A 20,666-nucleotide genomic window follows, 5' to 3' on the forward strand; every position below is an offset into this window, starting at 1 on the left:
CTCCTAGTTCTTTCCACTGTTCGGGGTGGGCAGCGATGCCAGCTGCCCGGTGAGCCACTCGCTCTGCGCCTTGAGGCTGCCGAGCATGGTCTCGAGCGCGGCGTACTGGCGCTGCAACGTCTGCTGCCGCAGGGTCATGCGGCTCTCGAAGCTGGCGATCTGGTCCGTGTAGTCCTTGACCTTGTCCTGCTCGAGGTTGATCTGGCCGGTGACGTACCCGCTGATCGGGTCCGCCGCGGCCTTGGCCGTGTCGGACAGCCGGGTGGCCAGGGCGGTCATCGTCTTCTCCACCGCGGCGGGGTCCTTGGTGTATGCCGCGAGGAAGGCGTCCTTGTCGAAGGCGATCTTGCCGTCGCGCCCCACCTCGACGCCCGCCATGGACGGCAGGTCCGAGGACGTGCCGATCGCGGAGTTCGCGATCCGCTGCGCCAGGTCCCGCACGAGCGAGCTACCGAGGAGGGGGCCGCCGGTCTTGGTGTCCGCGTCGTAGGACGACTTGTCGGCGATGTACCCCAGGGCGGAGTTGGCCGCGGAGACCAGCGCGTCCATCTTGTTGGCGATGCCCGCGGTGTCCGAGGTCACCGTGAGCGTCACCGACGTGGTGGGGTCGGCCTTCGCCGCCGTGATCGTCACGCCGGGCAACAGGCCCGACACCGTCGTGGTCGACGAGGTCACGTCGAACGCGCCCGGACCGGTACCCACGCGCAGCAGGGTGTCGGAGCCGGCCGTCAGCTCCACCGAGCCGCCGAGGCCGGAGAGCCCCTGGGGGAAGGCTCCCTCCCCCAGCGAGACGTCGGAGCTGGAACCCGTCGTGAGCGAGGTCAGCTGCAGCCGGTAGGCGTTGGCGGAGACCTGGACGGCAGTGGCGCGGACGCCGGCGCCGGCGCCGTTGATCGAGGAGACCACCTGGGTGAGGGACGCCCCGTTGCCGACCTCCACGACGGTGGCGCTGGCGGTGCCGGCACGGAGCCCACCCGAGAGGGTGAAGACCATGCTGTCGCCGTTCGCGCCGCCCAGGGTGACCTGGCTGCCACGGGTGAGGCTGGCGACCGTGGTCGCCACCCCGTCGAGGGAGACGATGGCGTCGGTGCCCGTCGCCACAGTGCTCGTGTCGGCGAGGCCGAGGGCCGCGTTGGCCGAGGCGAGCCGCAGGGAGGCGGCTGAACCCTCGTGCCCGGTGGCCAGGCGCAGGGCACCGTCGGGGCCAGCACTGGCGGTCAGGGTCCCGCCAGAGGCACGGCCGATCTCGGCCGCGAGCTGGTCACGCGTGTAGGTGCCCTGCGCCAGGGTGATGGACGTGGGGGTTCCGTCCACCTCGACCGAGAGGGTGCTGGACCCGGCGTCGATCGTGACGGTGTCCGCGAGCGCCGAGCCCGTGAGGGCGGCGCCGGCGGAGGACTGGGTGACGGCCAGGGTGTGAGCGCCCTTGGCGAGCTGCGCCCCGGAGGCGATCGACGCCATACCGAGCGCCGCGGTGCCCTTGCCGAGCAGCACCGGGCCGTTGGTCACGGCGCTGGACAGCGAACCGACCGAACCCGAGGAGATCGAGGCACCGGCGGTGGCGACGCTGCGGACCGTGAAGGTGGCGGTCCCGGTCTGGGCGTTCGGCCCGACCGCCGCGGTGGCCAGGGCAGGGGACGAGGAGGCCGCGGTGGCCAGGGTCCAGGCCGACGCCTTGGTGATGGAGTCGGGGATCATCGCCTTGGCTGCGGTCTGCAGGCCGGTGAGGGTGGCGTTGAGCGCCTGGAGGACCGTCGCCATGGTCTGGCTCTCGGTCTTGCCCTTGGTCAGGTAGCTGCCCGAGGCGCGCTCCACGCTCATCAGCTGGCTGATGATCTGGGTGGTGTTCAGTCCGGAGACGAGTCCGTCGATCGAGGCCACGGTGTCGCCTCCTTCCTATCGCCAGGGATGCTGTGCGGGCCCGGAACCGAGGTCTCCCCCGGTCCCGGGCCACGTCACGGACTCAGCCGAGCAGCTTGAGGACCGACTGCGGAGCGGAGTTCGCCTGGGCGAGCATCGAGACGCCGGCCTGCTGCAGGATCTGCGACCGGGTGAAGGACGTCATCTCCTTGGCCATGTCGGTGTCGCGGATGCGGGACTCGGCGGCGGACGCGTTCTCGGCGGCGACGCTGAGGCTGTTGATCGTGTGCTGCAAGCGGTTCTGCACGGCACCGAGGTCGGCACGCTGGCCGGACACGAGGCCCAGGGCGCTGTCGATCGCGGACAGGGCCGAGTCGGCACCCGACTGCGTCGACACGTCGACACCCTTGCTGATGGAGAACGAGCCCGAGGTGCCACCGGAGAGGACCGTCTTGTCGAACGTGACCACGGCGCCGCCGTTGTCCGCGTTGAACGTGACTGCCTTGGTCGTGTCGTCGTAGGCACCGATGACCGTGCCGGCGGAGTCCTTGACCTTGCCGGTGTCGACCGTGAACGAGCCCTGCACCGGGGTGCCGCTGGTCAGGGTGCCGACGGCGCCCGTGGCGGACGAGGCCTTGGTGGTGTTGCCGAGGCCGAGGGTGGTGGTGTCCGTCTTGGTGATCGACACGGTCAGGTTCTGGCCCGAGTTGGCGCCGACCTGGAACTTGCCGTTGAAGGTGCCGTCCAGCAGGTTCTTGCCGTTGAACTGGGTCGACCCGGAGATGCGGTCGAGCTCACCGGTGAGCTGGGTGACCTCCTTCTGGATGGCCGCGCGGTCCTCGGTGCTGTTCGTGTCGTTGGCACTCTGGACAGCGAGCTGACGCATGCGCTGCAGGATGGAGTGCGTCTCGTTGAGGGCACCTTCAGCGGTCTGGATGAGGCTGATGCCGTCCTGGGCGTTCGCGGTGGCCTGGTTGAGGCCGTTGGTCTGGGCGCGCAGCTTCTCGCTGATCGCCAGGCCGGCAGCGTCGTCCGCGGCCTTGTTGATGCGCAGGCCCGAGGACAGGCGCTCGAGGCTGGTGGACATCGCGTTCTGGGTGGAGCTGAGGTTCCGGTACGCGTTCATCGCCGAAACGTTGGTGTTGATCTGAAGACCCATGATGGTTTCCTCTTCCTTGAATGGGGTCGCGGGCCGTCATCCGTGACGAGCCCGTTTGTCGCTTCCTCAGTGGACCGACACCAGCCTCATCGGCCGGCGACTGACGCACTTGAGGAAATTGCCGAGAAGTTTTCCCGGCAGGTCCTGTGGGGGTTACTGACCGGCGGCGAACCGGTCCACTGCTCCGAGGCGTCCACCCTGGCGTCCACCCTGGTGGGCGGCCGCCTGCATGGTCTGGCGCTGGCGGTGGCTGGCCCGGCCCGCGATCTCGGCGTAGTACGCGGCGCGACGGCGAGCCACGAGGCCCTCGTCCATCGCCGGGAGCTGGTCGGGGTCGAGGTGGGCGTTCATGCCGTCCTTGAGCATCTTGAGCGCCTCGGTCCGGATCTGCGAGATCCGCGACTCGGTCACCCCGAGCTCGTCGGCGACCTCCTTGAGCGGACGGTCCTCGAAGAACGTGGCGCGGATGACGACGCGCAGGCGCTCGGGGAGGGACTCGACGGCGGCGTCGAGGTAGCTCTCGCGCTCACGCTCGACGACGACGGCCTCGGGTGTCTGGCTGTGGCGCGGGAGCATCGAGTCGGCTCCGGCGTCGACGAGGGCGTCGAGGCGCAGGACCACGGACTGGTGCAGGTCACGGCCGAGCTCGCGGACCTCGTCGACGCTGACCCCCATGTGGGTGGCCAGCTCGCGGTCGTCGGGCTCGCGGCGCAGGGAGCTGGAGAGGGCGTCGCGGGCGGCCTCCCGCTCACGGGCCTTGGCGCGCAGGCTGCGGGACGCCCAGTCGAGCGAGCGGAGCTCGTCCAGGAGGGCGCCCTTGATGCGGCGGGCTGCGTACCGGCCGAACGGCACCCCGCGCTCGGGGTCGAAGGACTGCGCCGCAGCAGCAAGGGCTGCCATGCCGGCGGACGTGAGGTCGTCGAGCGTGACGTGCGACGGCAGTCGCACGCTCAACGAACGCACCTCGTAGTGAACGACGGCCAGGTGCTCTCGGCACAGCCTCTCGGCGTCAACGCTCGCCGAACCCCGCTCTCGACATCCAGTAACAGTCACGTTGTAGAGGATGGTGGTGCGAAACGAGTGCTCCCAGACACCAGTGGGGCCCACAGCCTCTTCGGCTGAGCAAGGTCAGCCGAAGGGACGACGCGGAAGGTATGCCGTTGGTCAAGAAGTTCCGTGTGGCGGAATACCGACCATGTCGAGGAGCGTCCCGACACCTTCGCGGGCCTCCGGCGCGAGCGTCCGCAGGACCGAAAGTTCGACGAAACACTCACATCGACGTCGACCCGGCCGATGGGGAGGCCGTGATGAAGGTCGACAACGACAAGGCCGCGATGGCCTGCGCCGAGCTCTCGGAGTCCCTGTGGCGGGTCCGGGACCTCCTCGAGCTGCTCGCCTACCGCGTCGAGGTGCAGCGTGCCCTCGTCGAGACCGGCCGGGCCACTTGGATCGCCCGCTCCACCCGTGAGGTGGACCAGCTGCTCCAGCAGATCCGCACCGCCGAGCTCATGCGCGCCATCGAGACCGCGCCCGCCGCCCAGGCCCTCATGCTCTCGGACGACGCCTCCTTGGGAGAGATCGCCGCAGCAGCGCCGGCCCCCTGGGACCACGTGATCGCCGAGCACCGCCACGCCCTGCTCGAGGCCACCAGCGACCTCACCCAGGCTGCGCTGGCCAACCGCGACCTGCTCGCCAACGGCGCCCGGGCCGTCGAGGACGTCCTCGCCCAGTTCTCCGGACCGCACACCTCGTCGACGTACAGCGCGGCGGGCACCCCCGAGCACGACCCCACCCGCCGCCTGTTCGACCAGAGCTCCTGAGGGCATGATGACCACGATGACCACCGCACCCCGCCCCCACGCCACGGAGCTCGCCACCATCCGGCTCCACGAGGGCCTGGTCGGGTTCCCGGACACCGAGTCCTACAGCGTCATCGGTGGCGACGGCGGGGTCTTCGAGCTCGCGCCGGTCGACGGAGCGGGTCCGACGTTCGTGGCGGCCGTGGCCGGCTTCTTCTTCCCGGACTACCACCCGGTCCTGGACGACGTGACCGCCCAGCGGTTGGACCTCAGCGATGCAGATGATGCCCTGGTCCTCGTGATCGTTACTGTGGGCTCTGACATCAGTGCGGCGTACGGCAACCTGTTCGCTCCGGTCGTGGTCAACACACGCACCGGCGCGGCCGAGCAGGTCGTCCTCAGCGGGCAGGACTTCCCGCTGCGGGCTCCTCTCGTGGCGGCCGCCGCGGGTCACTGACCCGCCGCACACAGCCGTCGACCATGGCCTGAGAAGGCCGAGGAAGGAGCCGGGACGTGCTCGTGCTCAGTCGCCGCCCGCAGGAAAGCTTCCGCATCGGTCACGACATCGTCATCACGGTGCTCGAGGTCAGCGGCGACAAGGTCCGCATCGGCATCGACGCCCCGTCGCACGTCCAGGTGCACCGCCAGGAGGTCTACCTCGAGGTGCAGAAGGCCAACCTCGAGGCCGCGTCCGCGTCGCCGTCAGCCGCTGCCGACCTCGCGGCCGCGATCCGTGGGCAGTCCGCGCCGGCCGCGGAGGCGGCGGCTCTCGAGCCCGACGAGCCTGACGGCACGGACCGCCCGACGGCCTGACCGCCTGACCCCGGCGCACCACCCGCGTATGGCGCGGGCGCGCCATACGTCGGCGCTCCGCTTGCACCGGCCACCACCACTGACAGGTGTGCCGCCTGCTCGCCCCCGCGCGCAACCTCCCTGCCCGCGGCACCTACCAGCCGACGATCAGCTCGACCTGCGCATGCGCCGGCTGAGCACGTCACCTGGCGCGCTGCCAGCCAGCTGGTCGTCGGCCGGTCGTGGCCGGACACAACGACGGACGGGTGTGCCGCCTGCTCGCCACCGCGCCATACCTCCCCGCTCGCCCGGCCTCTTGGGGGCTCGGGGCCAGTAGGGCACCGGGCTCGCCGGACACTACGTCACTGCTCACAGATCGTGATCAGTGACGTAGTGTCCGCGCTCCCCCTCCCCTGCTCGCCCCCCGCGCGCTGGGACGAGCAGGCGGATACCGACCTCAGCGCACGCCGTAGAGGTGCTCCAGGGCCAGCTGGTCGAGGTGCTCGAACGCCATGCCCCTGCGCCCTGCCTCCTCGGGGTCGAAGCTGTCGTCCCGCAGGGACGCGACGCGTTCCCCCGCGGCGAGGGTGGGGGTGGACAGCTCGTCCACCCGGGCTGCCTTCAGGGCCGCCTGCACCTCGGGGTCGGCGCGGAACGTCGAAGGCCTCCTTGAAGCGGTCCAGCGCGGCGCGCACGTCCTTGGCGGCCCCTGACTCGGCGCCCTCGCGACCGCCCCACGCCACGAAGGTCTGCGCACCCAGCTCGACCGCGAGGTCGATGTTGTCGGCGACCTTGCGGATCGCGAACCGCCGCACGTCCCGGTCATTGTTGGTGAACTGGCCCGGCGATCGTAAAAGCCCTGCGCGCACAAGGGATCGAGGCCACGGACAGCCGCGGCCTCATCGCCCTGGTGAAGGGCGGCGACATGGCCGCTGCTGCCGCGATCCGCCAGGCAGGACGCGAGATCGGCGAGGTGCTGGCGACCTGCGTCAGCATGCTCAACCCGTCGGTCATCGTCGTCGGCGGGATCCTCGCCCAGTCGGCCGAGAGCCTCCTCGCCGGGGTCCGGGAGGTGGTCTACGGCCGCTCGTTGCCGCTGGCCACCGGCAACCTCCAGATCGTGGCCGCCCGCACCGGTGACCACGCCGGTGTGATCGGCGCGGCCACCATGGTGATCCAGCACGTGCTGTCGGCCGAGCAGGTCGAGCAGTACCTCCAGACCACCGCTTCCTGAGACGGCGCCCGCGGGGGTCGGTCAGGAGGCACCGAGCCGCTTGAGGGTGGCGAGCCGGCGCTCGTACTCCTGCTCGTCGATCTCGCCGGCGGCGTAGCGCTCGGCGAGCCGGGACTCACCTGCGCGCTGGCCGGCCAGGGCGTGCATGCGGCCGAACCTGCGTCGGCCGAAGAAGCCGAAGGTCGTGAAGACGGCGATGACGAACAGCAGCCACAGGATCGGGAAGATCGGCCACCACGGACCGGGGCCGTTCCAGTGGTCGTGGGCCGCGATCGCGGTGGTCGCTGGGGCGAGGAGGGAGTGCATGACGGGCTCCTTGGGTCGGGTCGGGCTGACGACTCGATCCTTCGCCGGTGGGCGGGCCCGCGAATCCTCCCGAGGTCGACACCTCGGCTGCGCCCCGGGAGGTATGCCGTGGGCGCCAGTCCCAGGGCATCGGCCCCCCGGGCGTCGGTCCCCGGGCGTCAGTCCGGCGGCGTCGCAGGACCGAACCAGGCCCGCAGTCGCCGGTGCAGCTCCTGCTGGTCGTCGCCGACCCACGCGACGTGGCCGTCGGGACGCAGCAGCACGCCGCGCACGTCCAGCTCGGCACTGGTGTCGACGACGTGGTCGACCCGGTCGGCCCACCCGTCGGCCTCGAGCCGTCCCTCCTGGTCGAGCAGGAGTCCCCTGCCCCGGTGCAGCCGCGCGTAGAGGCGGCCATCGGAGAGCGCGACGTCCCGCAGCCGCCTCCCGACGAGGTCGGGCCCGTCGCCGAGGTCGTACCTGACGCCGGTCCCCGAGACCTTCTCGAGCAGGAACCGTCCCACGTCCTCGAAGTCCATCAGCTGGTTCAGCAGGGCGCGCACCGCCTGCGGGCCGGGTTCGGGCGAGATGAGCTCCGACAGGGCGCGCGTGGTGGTGAGGACGTCGGCGGCCGCCGGACGTCGCTCGGACTCGTAGGTGTCCAGCAGCCCCGGGGGCGCCCAGCCCCGCACGTCTGCAGCGAGCTTCCAGCCGAGGTTGAAGGCGTCCTGGACCCCGAGGTTGAGACCCTGTCCCCCCAGTGGCGGGTGGACGTGCGCGGCGTCCCCGGCGAGCAGGACCCGGCTCGAGCGGAAGCGGTCGGCGAGGCGGGTCGCGTCCGTGAAGCGGGACATCCACCGGGGCGAGTGGACCCCGAAGTCGGTGCCCGCGTAGGCCAGCAGCTGCGTCCGGAACTCCGCCAGGGTGGGCGGCGTGGTGCGGTCCTCGGCCACGGTAGCGGCGGGGACGACGCCTCGGAACAGGCCGCCACCGGCCGGCCCGATCCCGAACCCCCGATGGGTCCGGCGGACCTCGGCGACGATCGCGGCCAGCTCCTCGGGCGGTGTCGTCACCTCCAGCTCGGCGAGGAGCCACTCGGTCCTCGCGGCCTCACCGGGGAACCCGATGCCGAGCAGCCTACGCACGAGGCTGCGCCCACCGTCGCACCCGACCAGCCAACGCGAACGGAGGCCGGTACTGTCGGCGAGCTCGACCCGCACCCCTTCCTCGTCCTGCTCGACTCCCGTCACCTCGTGGCCGCGGCGGACGTCGGCCCCGAGCTCGACCGCCCGCTCGGCGAAGAGGCGGTCGGTCACCGGCTGCGGGATGCCCAGGACGTAGGCGTGGGCGCTGTCGAGGGGAACGGGCGATGGCGTGTCGGCCCCGGGGAACCGCCGCGCGCCCTCGGGGTACTTCGTCCCCACCTCGAGGAACCGGTCGAGCAGGCCGCGCTGGTCCAGGATCTCGATGCTGCGCGGCTGCAGCCCCAGGGACCGGACCAGGGGACTGGGCTCCGCCTCCTTCTCCAGCACCACCACGTCGACGTCGTGGAGCCGCAGCTCGGCCGCCAGCACCATGCCGGTCGGCCCGCCTCCACAGATGATCACATCAGTCACCCGAAACCCCTCTCCCGACGAGAACTGTTGCCCTGGAGGGCCTTCGCCACCGTCACTCCTGCGACCAACCCGGTCGGACCAGGCCGCTCTCGTACGCCAGCACCACGAGCTGGGCGCGGTCGCGGACGTGGAGCTTGACCATGGCGCGACTGACGTGGGTCTTGGCGGTCGCCGGGCTCAGGAACAGCCGCGTGGCGATCTCGTCGTTGCTCAGCCCTTCCCCGACGAGGGCGACCACCTCACGCTCGCGGTCGGTGAGGGCGGCCAGGCGGTCGGCGGCGGGAGCGGCCGTCCCCCGGCTGCGCGTGGCGAACTCGCCGATCAGCCGTCGGGTCACCCCCGGGCTGAGGAGGGCGTCACCGGCCGCGACGGCCCTCACCCCGCGCAGGAGCTCGGCCGGCTCGGTGTCCTTGACGAGGAACCCGCTCGCACCGATCCGCACGGCTTCGAAGACGTACTCGTCGAGGTCGAACGTCGTGAGGATCACGACCCGGGTGCCCGACAGGGTGGGGTCGTCGACGATCTGCCTGGTGGCCGCGAGGCCGTCGGTGCCGGGCATGCGGATGTCCATGAGCACGACGTCGGGGCCGGTCGACCGGACCAGCGCGACTGCCTCGGCGCCGTCGGCGGCCTCGCCCACGACCTCGAGGTCGTCCTCGGCGTCGAGCAGGGCCCGCAGGCCGGCGCGCAACAGGGCCTGGTCGTCGGCCAGCACCACCCGGATCACCCGCCACCCCCGACGGGGAGGCCGGCCTCGAGCCGCAGCCCGCCCAGCGGCGACGCCGCCACCGAGAACGTGCCGCCGAGGGCGGCCGCCCGTTCGTGCATGCCCCGCAGGCCGTTGCCCGGCACGAGGTCGGCGTGGCGACGACCACCGTCACCGTCGTCGTCGATGCGGACCGTGAGCACCTCGGCACCGTAGCCGAGGGTCACCGCGGCGTGGTGTGCACCGGCGTGCCGGACCACGTTCGTGATCGCCTCCTGGACGATGCGGTATGCCGCCAGCTCCACCGCCGCGGGCAGGGCACGGGCTTGTCCCTCAACGGATTTCGACACGACAAGGCCGGCGTGAGCGCTGCGTTCGACGATGTCGTCGAGCGCTGCGAGCGTGGGCGCGGGAGCCAGGGGTGCCGGGCCGTCGTCGCGGAGGACGTCGATGAGGGACCGCAGCTCGGCCAGGGCCTCCTTGCTGGCGTCCTTGATGGCCAGCAGGGCCGGCTCGACGTTCTCGGGCCTGCGGTCGGCGAGGTGGAGCGCGACACTGGCCTGCACGTTGATGAGGGACATGTGGTGGGCCACGACGTCGTGCAGCTCCTGGGCGATGCGCAGTCGTTCCTCGCCGGCCTGGCGCCGGCGTCGCTCCTGCACCGCGGCCCGGAACGAGGCAGCCCGTTCGGCCCGCACCCGGACCACCTCGGCCACCGCCAGGATGACGAGGACCCAGCCGACGACCCCGAGCTGCGTCCCCCACGACCAGTGGTCGCGGTCGAGCCGGATCCGGCCGACGGCGTCCGCCAGCACCAGCGCCCCGGCTCCGGACCAGGCCGTCACGCGGTGCCCACGTGCGACCGCGAACACCAGCGCGAGCGCGAGGCTCGCGTACACGGGTCCGTACGGGTAGCCGGCCAACAGGAACAGCCCCGTGGTCGCCACCACCGCCGCGCACACCAGTCGCGGCGCCCGGCGGCCGAACCACACAGCGGCCGGACCCAGCACGAGCAGGCCCACCGCGAGGGCGTCGACGGGTCGCCGCGCCGGCTGGTTGTGGGCCGCACCCAGCGTGCCGCCGACCTGGACGAGCGCGAGGAGCACCAGACCCAGCATTCGCAGCGGGCGTGGTGGAGCTCCCGTCCACGGGCCGGGCCGACGAACGGCCCGGTCCTCACGCTCGTGCATGCACCCCACAGTAGGAGCGCCGATCGGCTCGTGGCGTCCTGCACCGGGAGCAGCGCCGTGTACGCCCCGGGGAGCAGCCGGCGTGCGGCGGGGCTGGACCTCTGGGGGTGCGCTGGCGTCTACGTCACTGATCACGATCGGCGATCAGTGACGTAGTCCCGGCGATGACCCCCACGAAGGCGGCGGGCGGGGGTGGTGCTCCTGGCGGGCGGGGCTGTTCGTCGCGGGGCGGTGGCGGTGGGAGCCGTCGCTCGTGCCTCGCTCCTCCCAAATCCCGCAGCGTCCAACACAAGACGAAGGACCCGACGGAAAGCGTGTCGGGTCCTTCGTCTTCTGGCGGTGGCGGTGGGATTTGAACCCACGGTGGGCTTTCACCCACACACGCTTTCGAGGCGTGCTCCTTAGGCCGCTCGGACACGCCACCGCGGAGCAGGTTACTAGAGCAGGTGACGCCCGGCGAAATCGCCCTGAACCGACGGGTCCGGGCGACCGGAGGAAGCCTCAGCCGGCGTAGGGGACGCGGGTCCAGCTGAGGGTCTGCGCGGCGCCGGGACGGTTGACGGTGACCTTGAGCCAGTCCTTGTTGTTGTCCGAGCCGTCGACGGTGATCCGCTCCAGCCCCGCGGCCGGGCGTTCGACGCCATACCGCTCCAACCACACCGAGCCCGGCGCGAGCGGGCGGTCGGAGTTGTAGGTGTGGGAGTCGCCGTTGACGAGGTAGACGTCGCCGCGGAACCGGTTGGTCTCCTCGGCGAGCGCCTGGACGAGCGGCCGGAACGCCGAGATGTCGCTGGGCGTGGGCGTGTACGTCGGGTCGAACATGTCGGCCTGCTGCAGGACCATGACCGCGCGGTCGTGCCGCTTCGACGCGTCGGCGAAGGTCCGGCGCAGCGACGCGATCGACGCCTTCATGCGGGCTTCCTGCTCGGCCACCTGCTCCGGTGTCGCCACGGTCTGGCCGATCCCGGTCCAGGGCTGGAGGTCGTTGTTGCTGCCCACGACGTGGAGCGTCGCGAACGAGACCCCGGCGCGGCGCAGCGCGACGTTCTCCGGGTATGCCGCGTTCGGCACCGAGACCCGCGCCGGGGCTCCCAGCGTGGTCCCGGGGCGGTCGAAGAAGACCGACCGGTCGAAGGCCAGCCGCTCGAGCGGGTTGTAGGCACCGTTGTTGGCGCGGTGGCAGTCCGTCCACTCGTTGTCGCCCGGCGTGTAGACCAGCGGGTCGGTGAAGCGGTCGAACTGGGTGCGGATCATCCGGTAGTAGGCGTCGTCGCACCGGGTGGACCCGTTCTTGATGTCGCCGACGTGGAAGACGAGCCCGACCTGCGGGTCGGCGTTGATCTGGTCGATCCACGCGGGGAACCGGGCCACCTGGTCGGCGCCGTAGGGCACGTCGCCGATGACGGCGAAGGTCTCGTGGCCGGGCTTGTCGCGGCCGTGGCCGCCGCCGCCGCCGGGACCAGCGTCGTGCGCGAGGGCGGGTGCGGCACCGGCGATGCCGGCGGCAAGGAGGGTCAGGACGGCGACCCCGAGGAGGGGGCGGCGGGCGGTCGAGGGCATGGACGAGCTCCTGTCAGAGGGGACAGGAGAGTTCTTGCCGAGCCGGGTGAACACCGGCCCCCCGCTGGGGTGGCCAGCGGGTGAACGATCAGGCAGCCTCGGGCCGGCCCTCGGAACGGTGCCGGCGAACCGCCCAGACGACGACCGCCACGAGCACGATCACGCCCACGATGATCGCAGCGCCCTTGCCCAGCCAGGCCTCCACCTTGTGGTACGACTCGCCGGCGAGGTAGCCCGCGGTGACCGCGGTCGCGCCCCAGGCGATCCCGCCGACGGCGTTCCACGGCAGGAACACGCGGTACTTCATGCCGCTGAGACCGGCCAGCGCCGGCATGACGGCCCGGAAGAACGCCGTCCACCGACCGAGGAAGACGGCCGAGCCACCCCGACGCTGGAGGAACTCCTGCGCCTTCTCGAGCTTGGCGCGTCGGCGGTCGAAGATCTTCGACCCCATCACCTTGGGCCCGAACAGCTTGCCGATCTCGTACCCGACGGAGTCGCCGACGATCGCGGCCACGACCACGATCGTCAACACCACCCACAACGAGGTGTGGCCGAGGCTGGCCGTGACCCCTCCGATGATGGCCAGCGTCTCGCCCGGGAGCACGAACCCGACGAAGAGCGCGTCCTCGGCGAACACCACGACGGCGACGAGCAGGTAGACCAGCCACGGCGGCGCTCCGAGCACCGTGTTCACCAAGCTGTTGACCAACCCGCTCATGATCCTGCTCCCTGCACTGGTTGGTCGCCGCCGAGGTGGCGGTCGTGCGCCGGTTGGCGTCGGTGTCCCTCGAAGAATGCCAACAGGACCTGAGAGCACTCTGATTCCCGGACCCCGCTGACGACCTCCACGCGGTGGGTGGCACGTCGGTCCCGGACGAGGTCCCAGACCGAGCCCGTTGCGCCGAGCTTGGGGTCCCAGGCGCCCAGCACCAGGCGCGTGATCCGCGCCAGCACGAGGGCTCCCGCACACATCGGGCACGGCTCGAGGGTGACGACGAGGGTGCAGCCGTCGAGGCGCCAGGACCCGAGTCGTCGGGCGGCGTCGCGCAGCGCGACGACCTCGGCGTGAGCCGTGGGGTCCTGCTCGACCTCGCGCAGGTTCCGACCGACGCCGACGACCTCCCCGTCCGCCGAGACGACCACCGCTCCGACGGGGACGTCCCCGTCGCCCGCCGCCTCGGCGGCGAGCTCGAGCGCCCGGTCCATCCATGCGGCATACCGCGGGTCGGCGGCTGGTCCGCGGGTGGAGGTCACGCGCTAAGTTTCGCCTATGCGCGTCCACGTTGCCGATCACCCGCTCATCACCCACAAGCTGACCTACCTGCGCGACAAGCGCACGGACAGCCCCACGTTCCGGCGGCTGACCGAGGAGCTGGTGACGCTGCTGGCCTACGAGGCGACCCGCGACGTCCGCGTGGAGCCCTTCGACATCGAGACGCCCGTCGCACCGACGACCGGCATCAAGCTGTCCAACCCCAAGCCCCTCATCGTGCCGATCCTGCGTGCCGGGCTGGGCATGCTCGAGGGGATGGTCCGCCTCCTCCCGAGCGCGGAGGTGGGCTTCCTGGGCATGCAGCGCAACGAGGAGACGCTCGAGGCGATCACCTACGCGAACCGCCTCCCGGACGACCTTCGCGGACGCCAGTGCTACGTCGTCGACCCGATGCTCGCGACCGGCGGCACGCTGGCCGACGCCATCCGCTACCTCGCCGACCGCGGCGCCGACGACATCACGGCGGTCACGCTCCTCGCCGCCCCCGAAGGCATCAAGGCCGTCGAGGAGGCCCTCGCCGACCTCGACATCCCGATCAACCTCGTCACCGGCGCGCTCGACGAGCGGCTCAACGACAAGGGGTACATCGTCCCCGGGCTCGGCGACGCGGGCGACCGGCTCTACGGCGTCGTCTGACGCCCCGCGCCTCCGGCGGATCCGTCGCCCCCCGGCGCGCCTGTTCCGCTCCGACAGGGTGATCGGACACGATGGTCGCTGAGGTGTGCCCCGGTCGGGCCCGCCCCACCCCCCAGCCCAAGGAGACGACGATGAACCGCGTGAAGAAGATCCTGTTGTGGGTCCTCGTCGCGTTTGCCATCTACGCGATCATCACCTCGCCGGACCAGGCCGCGCAGATCGTCAAGACCTCGTGGTCGATCCTGGCTGACGGCGTCCGCAACATCGGCAACTTCTTCGACGCCCTGCTCGGTCGGCGGTAGCCCGCCCCATGGCCGCCCGCGAGCGCCGCCACGCCGAGCTCGACCGGTACCTGCTGGACGGTGAGCGGCTCGTCACCGCGGTCCACCAGCACTGGGGCAAGGTGGCCGAACCCGTCGGCAGCGCTGCGGCCGGCCTCGTGGTGGCCCTCTGGGCCGACATCAAGATCGACCCCTCCATCGCGGTCATCAGCACGATCCTGTGGTGGGGGTGGTTCGCCCTCGTCCTGCGGATGGCCTACCTCGTCGCCGAGTGGCGGCACGACTGGTTCGTGGCCACGGACAAGCGACTGCTGCTGTTCTACGGGTTCATCACCCGCAAGGTCTCGATGATGCCGCTCGCCAAGGTCACCGACATGTCGTACGAGCGCTCGATCCCCGGCCGCATCCTCGGCTACGGCCGTTTCGTCATGGAGTCGGCCGGCCAGGACCAGGCCCTGCGCGAGGTCAACTGGGTGCCCCAGCCCGACCACCACTACCGCGCGATCTGCGCCGAGATCTTCGGCGTCACCGACCACGACAGCCAGGTCATCGACATGCGCTGGGAGAACGGCGTGGCCCCGGCGGCTCCGGTGCCGGATCCCTATGCGGGGTGGGACGATCCGAGTCGCGGGACAGGACGCCCCGACTCGCTGTACCGCAGTCCGGACCTGCGTGAGCGCGACCGTAGCGCCGACACCGGGCCCATCCCGATCTACCCGCCGAAGGCCCCACGGCGCGACCCCTGGCTCGACGACGACTGACCCGCGCGGGGGCTGTCCGAACTGACCCGTTTCGGCACGGGTGGGCGTCATTGCGCACCCAGCGCTAGCGTGATCTGTCGTCCGGGCCGCTGCGGCGGCCGTGCAGTCGGCCGGAAGGTGACCCGCATGTCCGTGATGAGGACCAAGTCGATCGAGCAGTCGATCAAGGAGACAGACGATCCCGAGTTCCAGCTCAAGAAGAAGCTGACCGCCCTCGACCTCACCGTCTTCGGCATCGGCGTCATCATCGGCGCCGGCATCTTCACGCTCACCGGCAGGGCCGCCGCGCAGTACGCCGGGCCGTCCATCGCCCTGTCGTTCGTGCTCGCCGCGATCTGCTGCGGCCTCGCCGCGCTCTGCTACGCCGAGTTCGCCTCGACCGTCCCCGTGTCGGGGTCGGCCTACACGTTCTCGTACGCCTCGCTCGGCGAGCTGGTCGCCTGGATCATCGGCTGGGACCTGCTGCTGGAGCTGATGCTCGGCGCCAGCGTGGTCGCCCAGGGCTGGTCGCAGTACGCCACGCTCTTCCTCGAGAAGATCGGCTTCACCGTCCCTGCATCGGTGGCGCCGGGGTCGCACTTCGACCTCCCCGCGTTCCTGCTCATCGTCGCGCTGACCGCCCTGATCGCCATCGGCATCAAGGAGTCGCTGCGGGTCAACCTCGTCCTCGTCGGCGTGAAGCTGTTCATCGTGCTGTTCGTCATCGTCGCCGGGATCGGGTTCATCAAGACGTCGAACTACACGCCGTTCATCCCGCCGGCCACGCCGGGCAAGGCCACCGAAGGTCTGGCCGCTCCCCTGATCCAGGTGCTGTTCGGGCTGCAGCCGACCACGTTCGGCATCCTCGGCATCGTGTCGGGTGCCTCGATCGTGTTCTTCGCCTACATCGGCTTCGACGTCGTCGCCACCACCGCCGAGGAGGCCAAGAACCCGCAGCGCGACCTGCCGATCGGCATCATCGCCTCGCTGGTCATCTGCACGATCCTCTACGTCGCCACGACGCTGGTCATCACCGGCATGGTCAAGTACGACAAGATCGACCCGAAGGCCGCCCTGGCCTCGGCCTTCGAGTCCGTCGGAAAACCCGGCTACGCCACGATGATCGCCGCCGGCGCCGTCGCCGGCCTGATGACCGTGGTCATGACGCTGATCATCGGCGCCACCCGCGTCACGTTCGCGATGTCCCGCGACTGGCTGCTGCCGAAGGGGCTCGGCCGCACCAACCCCAGGACCGGCACGCCCGTGCGGCTCACCCTGATCATCGGCACGCTCGTCGCGCTGATCGCCTCGCTGACACCGATCGGCAAGCTCGAGGAGATGGTCAACATCGGCACGTTGTCGGCCTTCGCCCTCGTGTCCCTCGCGGTGCCGGTCCTGCGCAACCGTCGCCCCGACCTCAAGCGCGCGTTCACGGTGCCGTTCTCGCCGGTGCTGCCGGTGGTGGCCGCCCTGATCAGCATCTACCTCATGGTCAACCTGTCGGTGGAGACGTGGCTGAGGTTCCTCATCTGGATGGCGATCGGGTTCGTCATCTACTTCACCTACGGCATCCGCAACAGCCGCCTCGCCCGCCGCGGCGCGCAGGAGGAGGAGCCGGCCCGCACCTAGCGTCGCCCGCACCCGGATCGGGGGTGTGCCGTGTGGTCACCACGCGGCACACCCCTTCTGCGTCCCCGGCCGGGTGCCCTGCGTGGGTCCGCGACGTCATACTCGCCACATGAGGCTCGCCGTCGTGCTCGACTGCACGGACGCACCCGCGCTGGTGCCGTTCTGGTCCGCTGCGCTCGGCTACACCCACGTCGCCTCGGTGCCCGGGTTCGAGGTGCTGGCGGCCGGTGACGAGCCCGGCTCCCCGACGTTCCTGCTCCAGCAGGTGGCCGAACCCAGGGTGGGCAAGAACCGCATGCACCTCGACGTGCACCCGCCGCTGGATCTCGGCGTCCCGGCCCTGGTGGCCAGGCTCGAGGCGCTCGGCGGACGGCGCCTGGGCGAGCCGGTCACCGGCCTCCTCGAGGACCTCGGCATCTGGTGGCAGACGATGGCCGACCCCGAGGGCAACGAGCTCGACGTCGTCGCCGACCCGGGCCACCCCCCAGTGGGGGCGTCCTAGAGGGCCTTGATGATGTCCTCGACGCGTTCCTTGGCGTCGCCGAAGAGCATCTGGCTGTTCTCCTTGAAGAACAACGGGTTCTGCACTCCGGCGTAGCCGGTCGCCATGGAGCGCTTGAACACGACGACGTTGCGCGCCTTCCACACCTCAAGGACCGGCATCCCGGCGATGGGGCTGCCGGGGTCCTCGGCGGCCGACGGGTTGACGGTGTCGTTGGCGCCGATGACGAGCACGACGTCGGTGTCGGAGAGGTCGCCGTTGATCTCGTCCATCTCCAGGACGATGTCGTAGGGGACCTTCGCCTCGGCGAGCAGCACGTTCATGTGCCCGGGCAGCCGTCCGGCGACCGGGTGGATGCCGAAGCGGACGTTGACGCCCTTCTTGCGCAGCTGCGAGGTGAGCTCGGCGACGGGGTACTGCGCCTGGGCGACCGCCATGCCGTAGCCCGGGGTGATGACGACGGTCGAGGCGTCACGCAGCAGCTCGGCGACATCCGCCGCGATGGTCTCGCGGTGCTCGCCGTAGTCCTTGTCGTCGCCGACCGACACCTCCTGGCCGAAGCCACCGGCGATGACCGAGAAGAACGAGCGGTTCATGGCCGTGCACATGATGTAGGACAGGATCGCGCCGGAGGAGCCGACGAGCGCGCCGGTGACGATGAGCAGGTCGCTGCCGAGCATGAACCCGGCGGCCGCGGCTGCCCAGCCCGAGTAGCTGTTGAGCATCGAGACGACGACCGGCATGTCGCCGCCACCGATCGATGCCACGAGGTGCCAGCCGAACGCCAGCGCGATGACGGTCATGACCAGCAGCGGGATGATCGAGTGCGACTGCACGAACCACACCAGCAGGCCGGCGGAGACGACCAGCGCGGCGAGGTTGAGCCAGTGGCGGGCGGGCAGCATCAGCGGCGAGGACTTGATCCGCGCGCTGAGCTTCAGGAACGCGACGATGGACCCCGTGAACGTCACGGCGCCGATGAACACCCCGAGGAACACCTCGACGCTGTGCACCGCGTCGGCGCCGTCGCCCTCGGTGAGGAACGAGTTGATGCCGACGAGTACCGCCGCCAGACCGACGAACGAGTGCAGCATCGCCACGAGCTCGGGCATCTGAGTCATCTCGACGACCCGGGCCCGCCACAGGCCGATGGCTCCACCGACCGCCATCGCGACGGCGATGAGCAGGAAGGTCGTCAGCGGGTGCGCCGAGCGGTCGAGCACCCCCCACACGGTGGCGGCGAGGGCCAGCGCCATACCGGTCACGCCGAAGGCGTTGCCCTCCTTGGCGGACTCGTGCTTCGACAGGCCCGCGAGGGAGAGGACGAACAGGACCGCAGCGACGATGTAGGCCGCCTGGACGAGGTTGAGGGTCATCGTGGCCTCAGTCCTTCCGGAACATCTGGAGCATGCGACCGGTGACCGCGAACCCGCCGAAGATGTTGATGCTGGCGACCGTGATGGCCAGCAGCGCCAGCACCTTGACGACCGCGTCGTCGCTGTCGACCTGGAGCAGGCCGCCGACGAGGATGATGCCGCTGATCGCGTTGGTCTCGGCCATGAGCGGGGTGTGCAGGGCGTGCGCGACGTTGGAGATCACGTAGAACCCGACGATGACCGCGAGCGCGAAGACCGTGAAGTGGCCGAGGAAGTCCGACGGCGAGCCACCTGCGACGAGAGCGAACAGCACAGCGGCCAGGGCCATGAGCACGTACTTGCGGCGGGGGTCACGCGGCTTCGGCTCTGGCTTGGGCGCCACCGGGGCGGCAGCGGCCGCGGGCGGCGCCGCACTCACCTGGACCGGCGGTGGGGGCCACAGGGTCTGGCCGTCGCGGCAGACCGTCATCCCCCGCTGCACGACGTCCTCGAGGTCGAGGACGACCCGGCCGTCCTTGCCCGGGGTGAGCAGCTTGAGCAGGTTGACGAGGTTGGTGCCGAAGAGCTGGCTGGCCTGCGTCGGCAACCGACCGGGCAGGTCGGTGTAGCCGATGATGCGCACACCGTTGGCCGTGGTGACGAGCTGGTCGGCGACCGAGCCGGCGACGTTGCCACCACTGGCCGCTGCCATGTCGACCACGACCGAGCCGGGCTTCATCGAGGCGACCATCTCCTCGGTGAGCAGCCGCGGAGCGGGGCGGCCGGGGATCAGGGCGGTGGTGATGACGATGTCGACGTCCTTGGCCTGCTCGGCGTACAGCGCGGCGGCCTTGGCGTTGAAGTCCTCGCCCATCTCCTTGGCGTATCCGGTGGCCGACGGCCCCTCGTCCTCGACGTCGATGCGCAGGAACTGCGCGCCCATCGACTCGACCTGCTCCCCCACCTCGGCCCGGGCGTCGAACGCGCGGACGATCGCGCCGAGGCTGCTGGCCGTGCCGATCGCGGCGAGCCCGGCGACGCCGGCACCGACGACCAGGACCTTGGCGGGCGGGACCTTGCCTGCCGCGGTGACCTGGCCGGTGAACAGGCTGCCGAACTCGTGCGCCGCCTCGATCACCGCGCGGTAGCCGCCGATGTTCGCCATCGAGGAGAGCACGTCGAGGGACTGGGCGCGGGAGATGCGGGGCACGGCGTCCATGGCGAGCGCGGTCACCCCGGCCGCCGTGAGGCTGGAGACGAGCGAGGGGTTGAGCGCCGGCGAGACGAGCGAGGCGAGGAACGAGCCCGGGCGAAGGAGCGCGATCTCGGCGTCGTTCGGCGCGTTCACCTTGAGGACGAGGTCGCTCGCCCAGGCCTGCGCGCCGTCCACGACGGTGGCGCCGGCCGCGGCATACGCCTCGTCGGAGAAGGACGCGAGGGACCCCGCGCCGCGCTCGATGACGACGTCGTAACCGAGGCCGAGGAGCTGCCCCACGGTCTTGGGCGTCGCGGCGACCCGGGTCTCCCCCGGCTTGGACTCTGCTGGCACACCGATCAGCACTGCTGCTCCCGTCATTGGGCTCGCGTGGTCGCCAACCTAGAGGGAAACCCGCAGCCGTGGGGTGAAGCTGTGAGCACGGTCGCGCCCGCCGTCCACAGCGTGGACGACGGGCGCGCAGGAGCCGGGGACCGACCGGCTCAGAAGAGCAGGCCGGTCACGATGAGGGCCATCAGGGCGATGAGGGTGATGGCGCCGAGGAACAGGCCGCCACCGATGTCGCGCTGCGACTCCTCGTAGGGGCGGTCGCTGTGCAGGTAGTCGTTCGGGTAGGTGCTGGGGTGCCGGCGGCGGTCGTGGGAGACACGCTCACGCGGGCTGCGCTCGGCGCGGTGGGCGCCGTGGACGCGGGTGGTGTTGGTGGTCAAGGAACTCACCTCCTTCGTGGTTACGCTACGTATCGTATCGTAACTCTCCGAGCTCTCGCCACTCGGCCCCGGGCCCTCGAGGGACCCGACGCACCGGAGCGCGACGGATCCCTCGAGGAC

General features: G+C 70.8%; 23 protein-coding genes, 1 tRNA gene and 1 pseudogene. 9 read left to right on the plus strand and 16 right to left on the minus strand.

Annotated features, from left to right (window positions below):
* Positions 1 to 3: 3 nt before the first annotated feature.
* The 3 genes from fliD to ASD62_RS10140 all read right to left on the minus strand — a co-directional run bounded on the left by fliD (position 4) and on the right by ASD62_RS10140 (position 4,126).
* Positions 4 to 1,881, minus strand: coding sequence for a flagellar filament capping protein FliD (fliD, locus tag ASD62_RS10130; protein ID WP_056915857.1), 1,878 nt, complete (start codon positions 1,879 to 1,881; stop codon positions 4 to 6).
* Between the two features lie 82 nt (positions 1,882 to 1,963).
* Positions 1,964 to 3,019, minus strand: coding sequence for a flagellin (locus tag ASD62_RS10135; RefSeq protein WP_056915858.1), 1,056 nt, complete (start codon positions 3,017 to 3,019; stop codon positions 1,964 to 1,966).
* Positions 3,020 to 3,172: 153 nt separating this feature from the next.
* A complete protein-coding gene (locus ASD62_RS10140; RefSeq protein WP_369818792.1) occupies positions 3,173 to 4,126 on the minus strand; it encodes a sigma-70 family RNA polymerase sigma factor in 954 nt (317 codons plus the stop codon).
* A gap of 200 nt (positions 4,127 to 4,326) precedes the next feature.
* On the opposite strand from ASD62_RS10140, the gene flgN reads away from it, so the two are divergent.
* Genes flgN through csrA form a run of 3 tightly spaced genes read left to right on the plus strand, consistent with a single transcriptional unit; the run spans position 4,327 to position 5,631 of the window.
* Positions 4,327 to 4,839 (plus strand): flagellar export chaperone FlgN, encoded by a 513-nt coding sequence (gene flgN / locus ASD62_RS10145; protein ID WP_056915859.1) that lies wholly within the window; start codon positions 4,327 to 4,329, stop codon positions 4,837 to 4,839.
* 16 nt (positions 4,840 to 4,855) lie between these two features.
* Entirely contained in the window at positions 4,856 to 5,275 is a 420-nt protein-coding gene (gene fliW / locus ASD62_RS10150; RefSeq protein ID WP_162254761.1) for a flagellar assembly protein FliW, read from the plus strand.
* Between the two features lie 56 nt (positions 5,276 to 5,331).
* Complete coding sequence (csrA, locus tag ASD62_RS20910) at positions 5,332 to 5,631, plus strand: carbon storage regulator CsrA (protein ID WP_082580694.1); 300 nt, start codon at positions 5,332 to 5,334, stop codon at positions 5,629 to 5,631.
* A gap of 436 nt (positions 5,632 to 6,067) precedes the next feature.
* Here csrA and ASD62_RS20695 read toward each other — a convergent pair whose 3' ends face one another.
* Positions 6,068 to 6,220, minus strand: a complete 153-nt coding sequence (locus tag ASD62_RS20695) for a hypothetical protein (RefSeq protein ID WP_235529341.1) — start codon at positions 6,218 to 6,220, stop codon at positions 6,068 to 6,070.
* A 46-nt stretch (positions 6,221 to 6,266) separates the two neighbouring features.
* Positions 6,267 to 6,452: pseudogene (locus ASD62_RS20700) on the minus strand (xylose isomerase); the annotation flags it as partial.
* Between the two features lie 32 nt (positions 6,453 to 6,484).
* On the opposite strand from ASD62_RS20700, the gene ASD62_RS10165 reads away from it, so the two are divergent.
* Positions 6,485 to 6,844 (plus strand): ROK family protein, encoded by a 360-nt coding sequence (locus tag ASD62_RS10165; protein ID WP_235530772.1) that lies wholly within the window; start codon positions 6,485 to 6,487, stop codon positions 6,842 to 6,844.
* A 21-nt stretch (positions 6,845 to 6,865) separates the two neighbouring features.
* Here ASD62_RS10165 and ASD62_RS10170 read toward each other — a convergent pair whose 3' ends face one another.
* From ASD62_RS10170 to ASD62_RS10205, 8 genes are all read right to left on the minus strand, one after another.
* The gene (locus tag ASD62_RS10170) at positions 6,866 to 7,150 is read right to left on the minus strand and encodes an SHOCT domain-containing protein (protein ID WP_056915863.1); all 285 of its coding nucleotides are present in this window, start codon (positions 7,148 to 7,150) and stop codon (positions 6,866 to 6,868) included.
* Positions 7,151 to 7,308: 158 nt separating this feature from the next.
* A complete protein-coding gene (gene rox, locus ASD62_RS10175; RefSeq protein ID WP_056915864.1) occupies positions 7,309 to 8,745 on the minus strand; it encodes a rifampin monooxygenase in 1,437 nt (478 codons plus the stop codon).
* A gap of 52 nt (positions 8,746 to 8,797) precedes the next feature.
* Complete coding sequence (locus ASD62_RS10180; RefSeq protein WP_056915865.1) at positions 8,798 to 9,472, minus strand: response regulator transcription factor; 675 nt, start codon at positions 9,470 to 9,472, stop codon at positions 8,798 to 8,800.
* Positions 9,469 to 10,557: a sensor histidine kinase gene (locus ASD62_RS10185; RefSeq protein ID WP_157581429.1), complete on the minus strand. Its 1,089-nt coding sequence runs from the start codon at positions 10,555 to 10,557 to the stop codon at positions 9,469 to 9,471. The genes ASD62_RS10180 and ASD62_RS10185 overlap by 4 nt, the downstream gene beginning before the upstream one ends.
* Before the next feature lie 418 nt (positions 10,558 to 10,975).
* Positions 10,976 to 11,065 (minus strand) — tRNA-Ser (locus ASD62_RS10190).
* Positions 11,066 to 11,142: 77 nt separating this feature from the next.
* Positions 11,143 to 12,201 carry a metallophosphoesterase gene (locus ASD62_RS10195; RefSeq protein WP_056915867.1) on the minus strand — a complete coding sequence of 353 codons (1,059 nt, stop codon included), beginning with the start codon at positions 12,199 to 12,201 and terminating at the stop codon, positions 11,143 to 11,145.
* 88 nt (positions 12,202 to 12,289) lie between these two features.
* Positions 12,290 to 12,922: a DedA family protein gene (locus ASD62_RS10200; RefSeq protein WP_056915868.1), complete on the minus strand. Its 633-nt coding sequence runs from the start codon at positions 12,920 to 12,922 to the stop codon at positions 12,290 to 12,292.
* Positions 12,919 to 13,410, minus strand: coding sequence for a nucleoside deaminase (locus ASD62_RS10205; protein WP_056917305.1), 492 nt, complete (start codon positions 13,408 to 13,410; stop codon positions 12,919 to 12,921). The genes ASD62_RS10200 and ASD62_RS10205 overlap by 4 nt, the downstream gene beginning before the upstream one ends.
* 64 nt (positions 13,411 to 13,474) lie before the next feature.
* On the opposite strand from ASD62_RS10205, the gene upp reads away from it, so the two are divergent.
* The 5 genes from upp to ASD62_RS10225 all read left to right on the plus strand — a co-directional run bounded on the left by upp (position 13,475) and on the right by ASD62_RS10225 (position 17,265).
* Positions 13,475 to 14,113 carry a uracil phosphoribosyltransferase gene (gene upp / locus ASD62_RS10210; protein WP_056915869.1) on the plus strand — a complete coding sequence of 213 codons (639 nt, stop codon included), beginning with the start codon at positions 13,475 to 13,477 and terminating at the stop codon, positions 14,111 to 14,113.
* A gap of 131 nt (positions 14,114 to 14,244) precedes the next feature.
* Positions 14,245 to 14,415, plus strand: a complete 171-nt coding sequence (locus ASD62_RS20385; protein ID WP_164488417.1) for a hypothetical protein — start codon at positions 14,245 to 14,247, stop codon at positions 14,413 to 14,415.
* An 8-nt stretch (positions 14,416 to 14,423) separates the two neighbouring features.
* A complete protein-coding gene (locus tag ASD62_RS10215) occupies positions 14,424 to 15,155 on the plus strand; it encodes a PH domain-containing protein (protein WP_056915870.1) in 732 nt (243 codons plus the stop codon).
* A gap of 126 nt (positions 15,156 to 15,281) precedes the next feature.
* Positions 15,282 to 16,763 (plus strand): amino acid permease, encoded by a 1,482-nt coding sequence (locus ASD62_RS10220; protein ID WP_056915871.1) that lies wholly within the window; start codon positions 15,282 to 15,284, stop codon positions 16,761 to 16,763.
* A gap of 109 nt (positions 16,764 to 16,872) precedes the next feature.
* On the plus strand, positions 16,873 to 17,265 hold the full coding sequence (locus tag ASD62_RS10225) for a VOC family protein (RefSeq protein WP_056915872.1): 393 nt from the start codon (positions 16,873 to 16,875) through the stop codon (positions 17,263 to 17,265).
* Here the strand turns inward: ASD62_RS10225 and pntB are convergent.
* From pntB to ASD62_RS10240, 3 genes are all read right to left on the minus strand, one after another.
* Positions 17,262 to 18,641 carry a Re/Si-specific NAD(P)(+) transhydrogenase subunit beta gene (pntB, locus tag ASD62_RS10230; protein WP_056915873.1) on the minus strand — a complete coding sequence of 460 codons (1,380 nt, stop codon included), beginning with the start codon at positions 18,639 to 18,641 and terminating at the stop codon, positions 17,262 to 17,264. The genes ASD62_RS10225 and pntB overlap by 4 nt on opposite strands.
* Positions 18,642 to 18,648: 7 nt before the next feature.
* Positions 18,649 to 20,196 carry a Re/Si-specific NAD(P)(+) transhydrogenase subunit alpha gene (locus ASD62_RS10235; RefSeq protein ID WP_164488418.1) on the minus strand — a complete coding sequence of 516 codons (1,548 nt, stop codon included), beginning with the start codon at positions 20,194 to 20,196 and terminating at the stop codon, positions 18,649 to 18,651.
* A 122-nt stretch (positions 20,197 to 20,318) separates the two neighbouring features.
* Positions 20,319 to 20,546, minus strand: a complete 228-nt coding sequence (locus ASD62_RS10240; protein ID WP_056915875.1) for a hypothetical protein — start codon at positions 20,544 to 20,546, stop codon at positions 20,319 to 20,321.
* Positions 20,547 to 20,666: the final 120 nt, after the last annotated feature.

It is taken from the genome of Phycicoccus sp. Root563 (assembly GCF_001427915.1).
Lineage (GTDB): Bacteria > Actinomycetota > Actinomycetes > Actinomycetales > Dermatophilaceae > Pedococcus.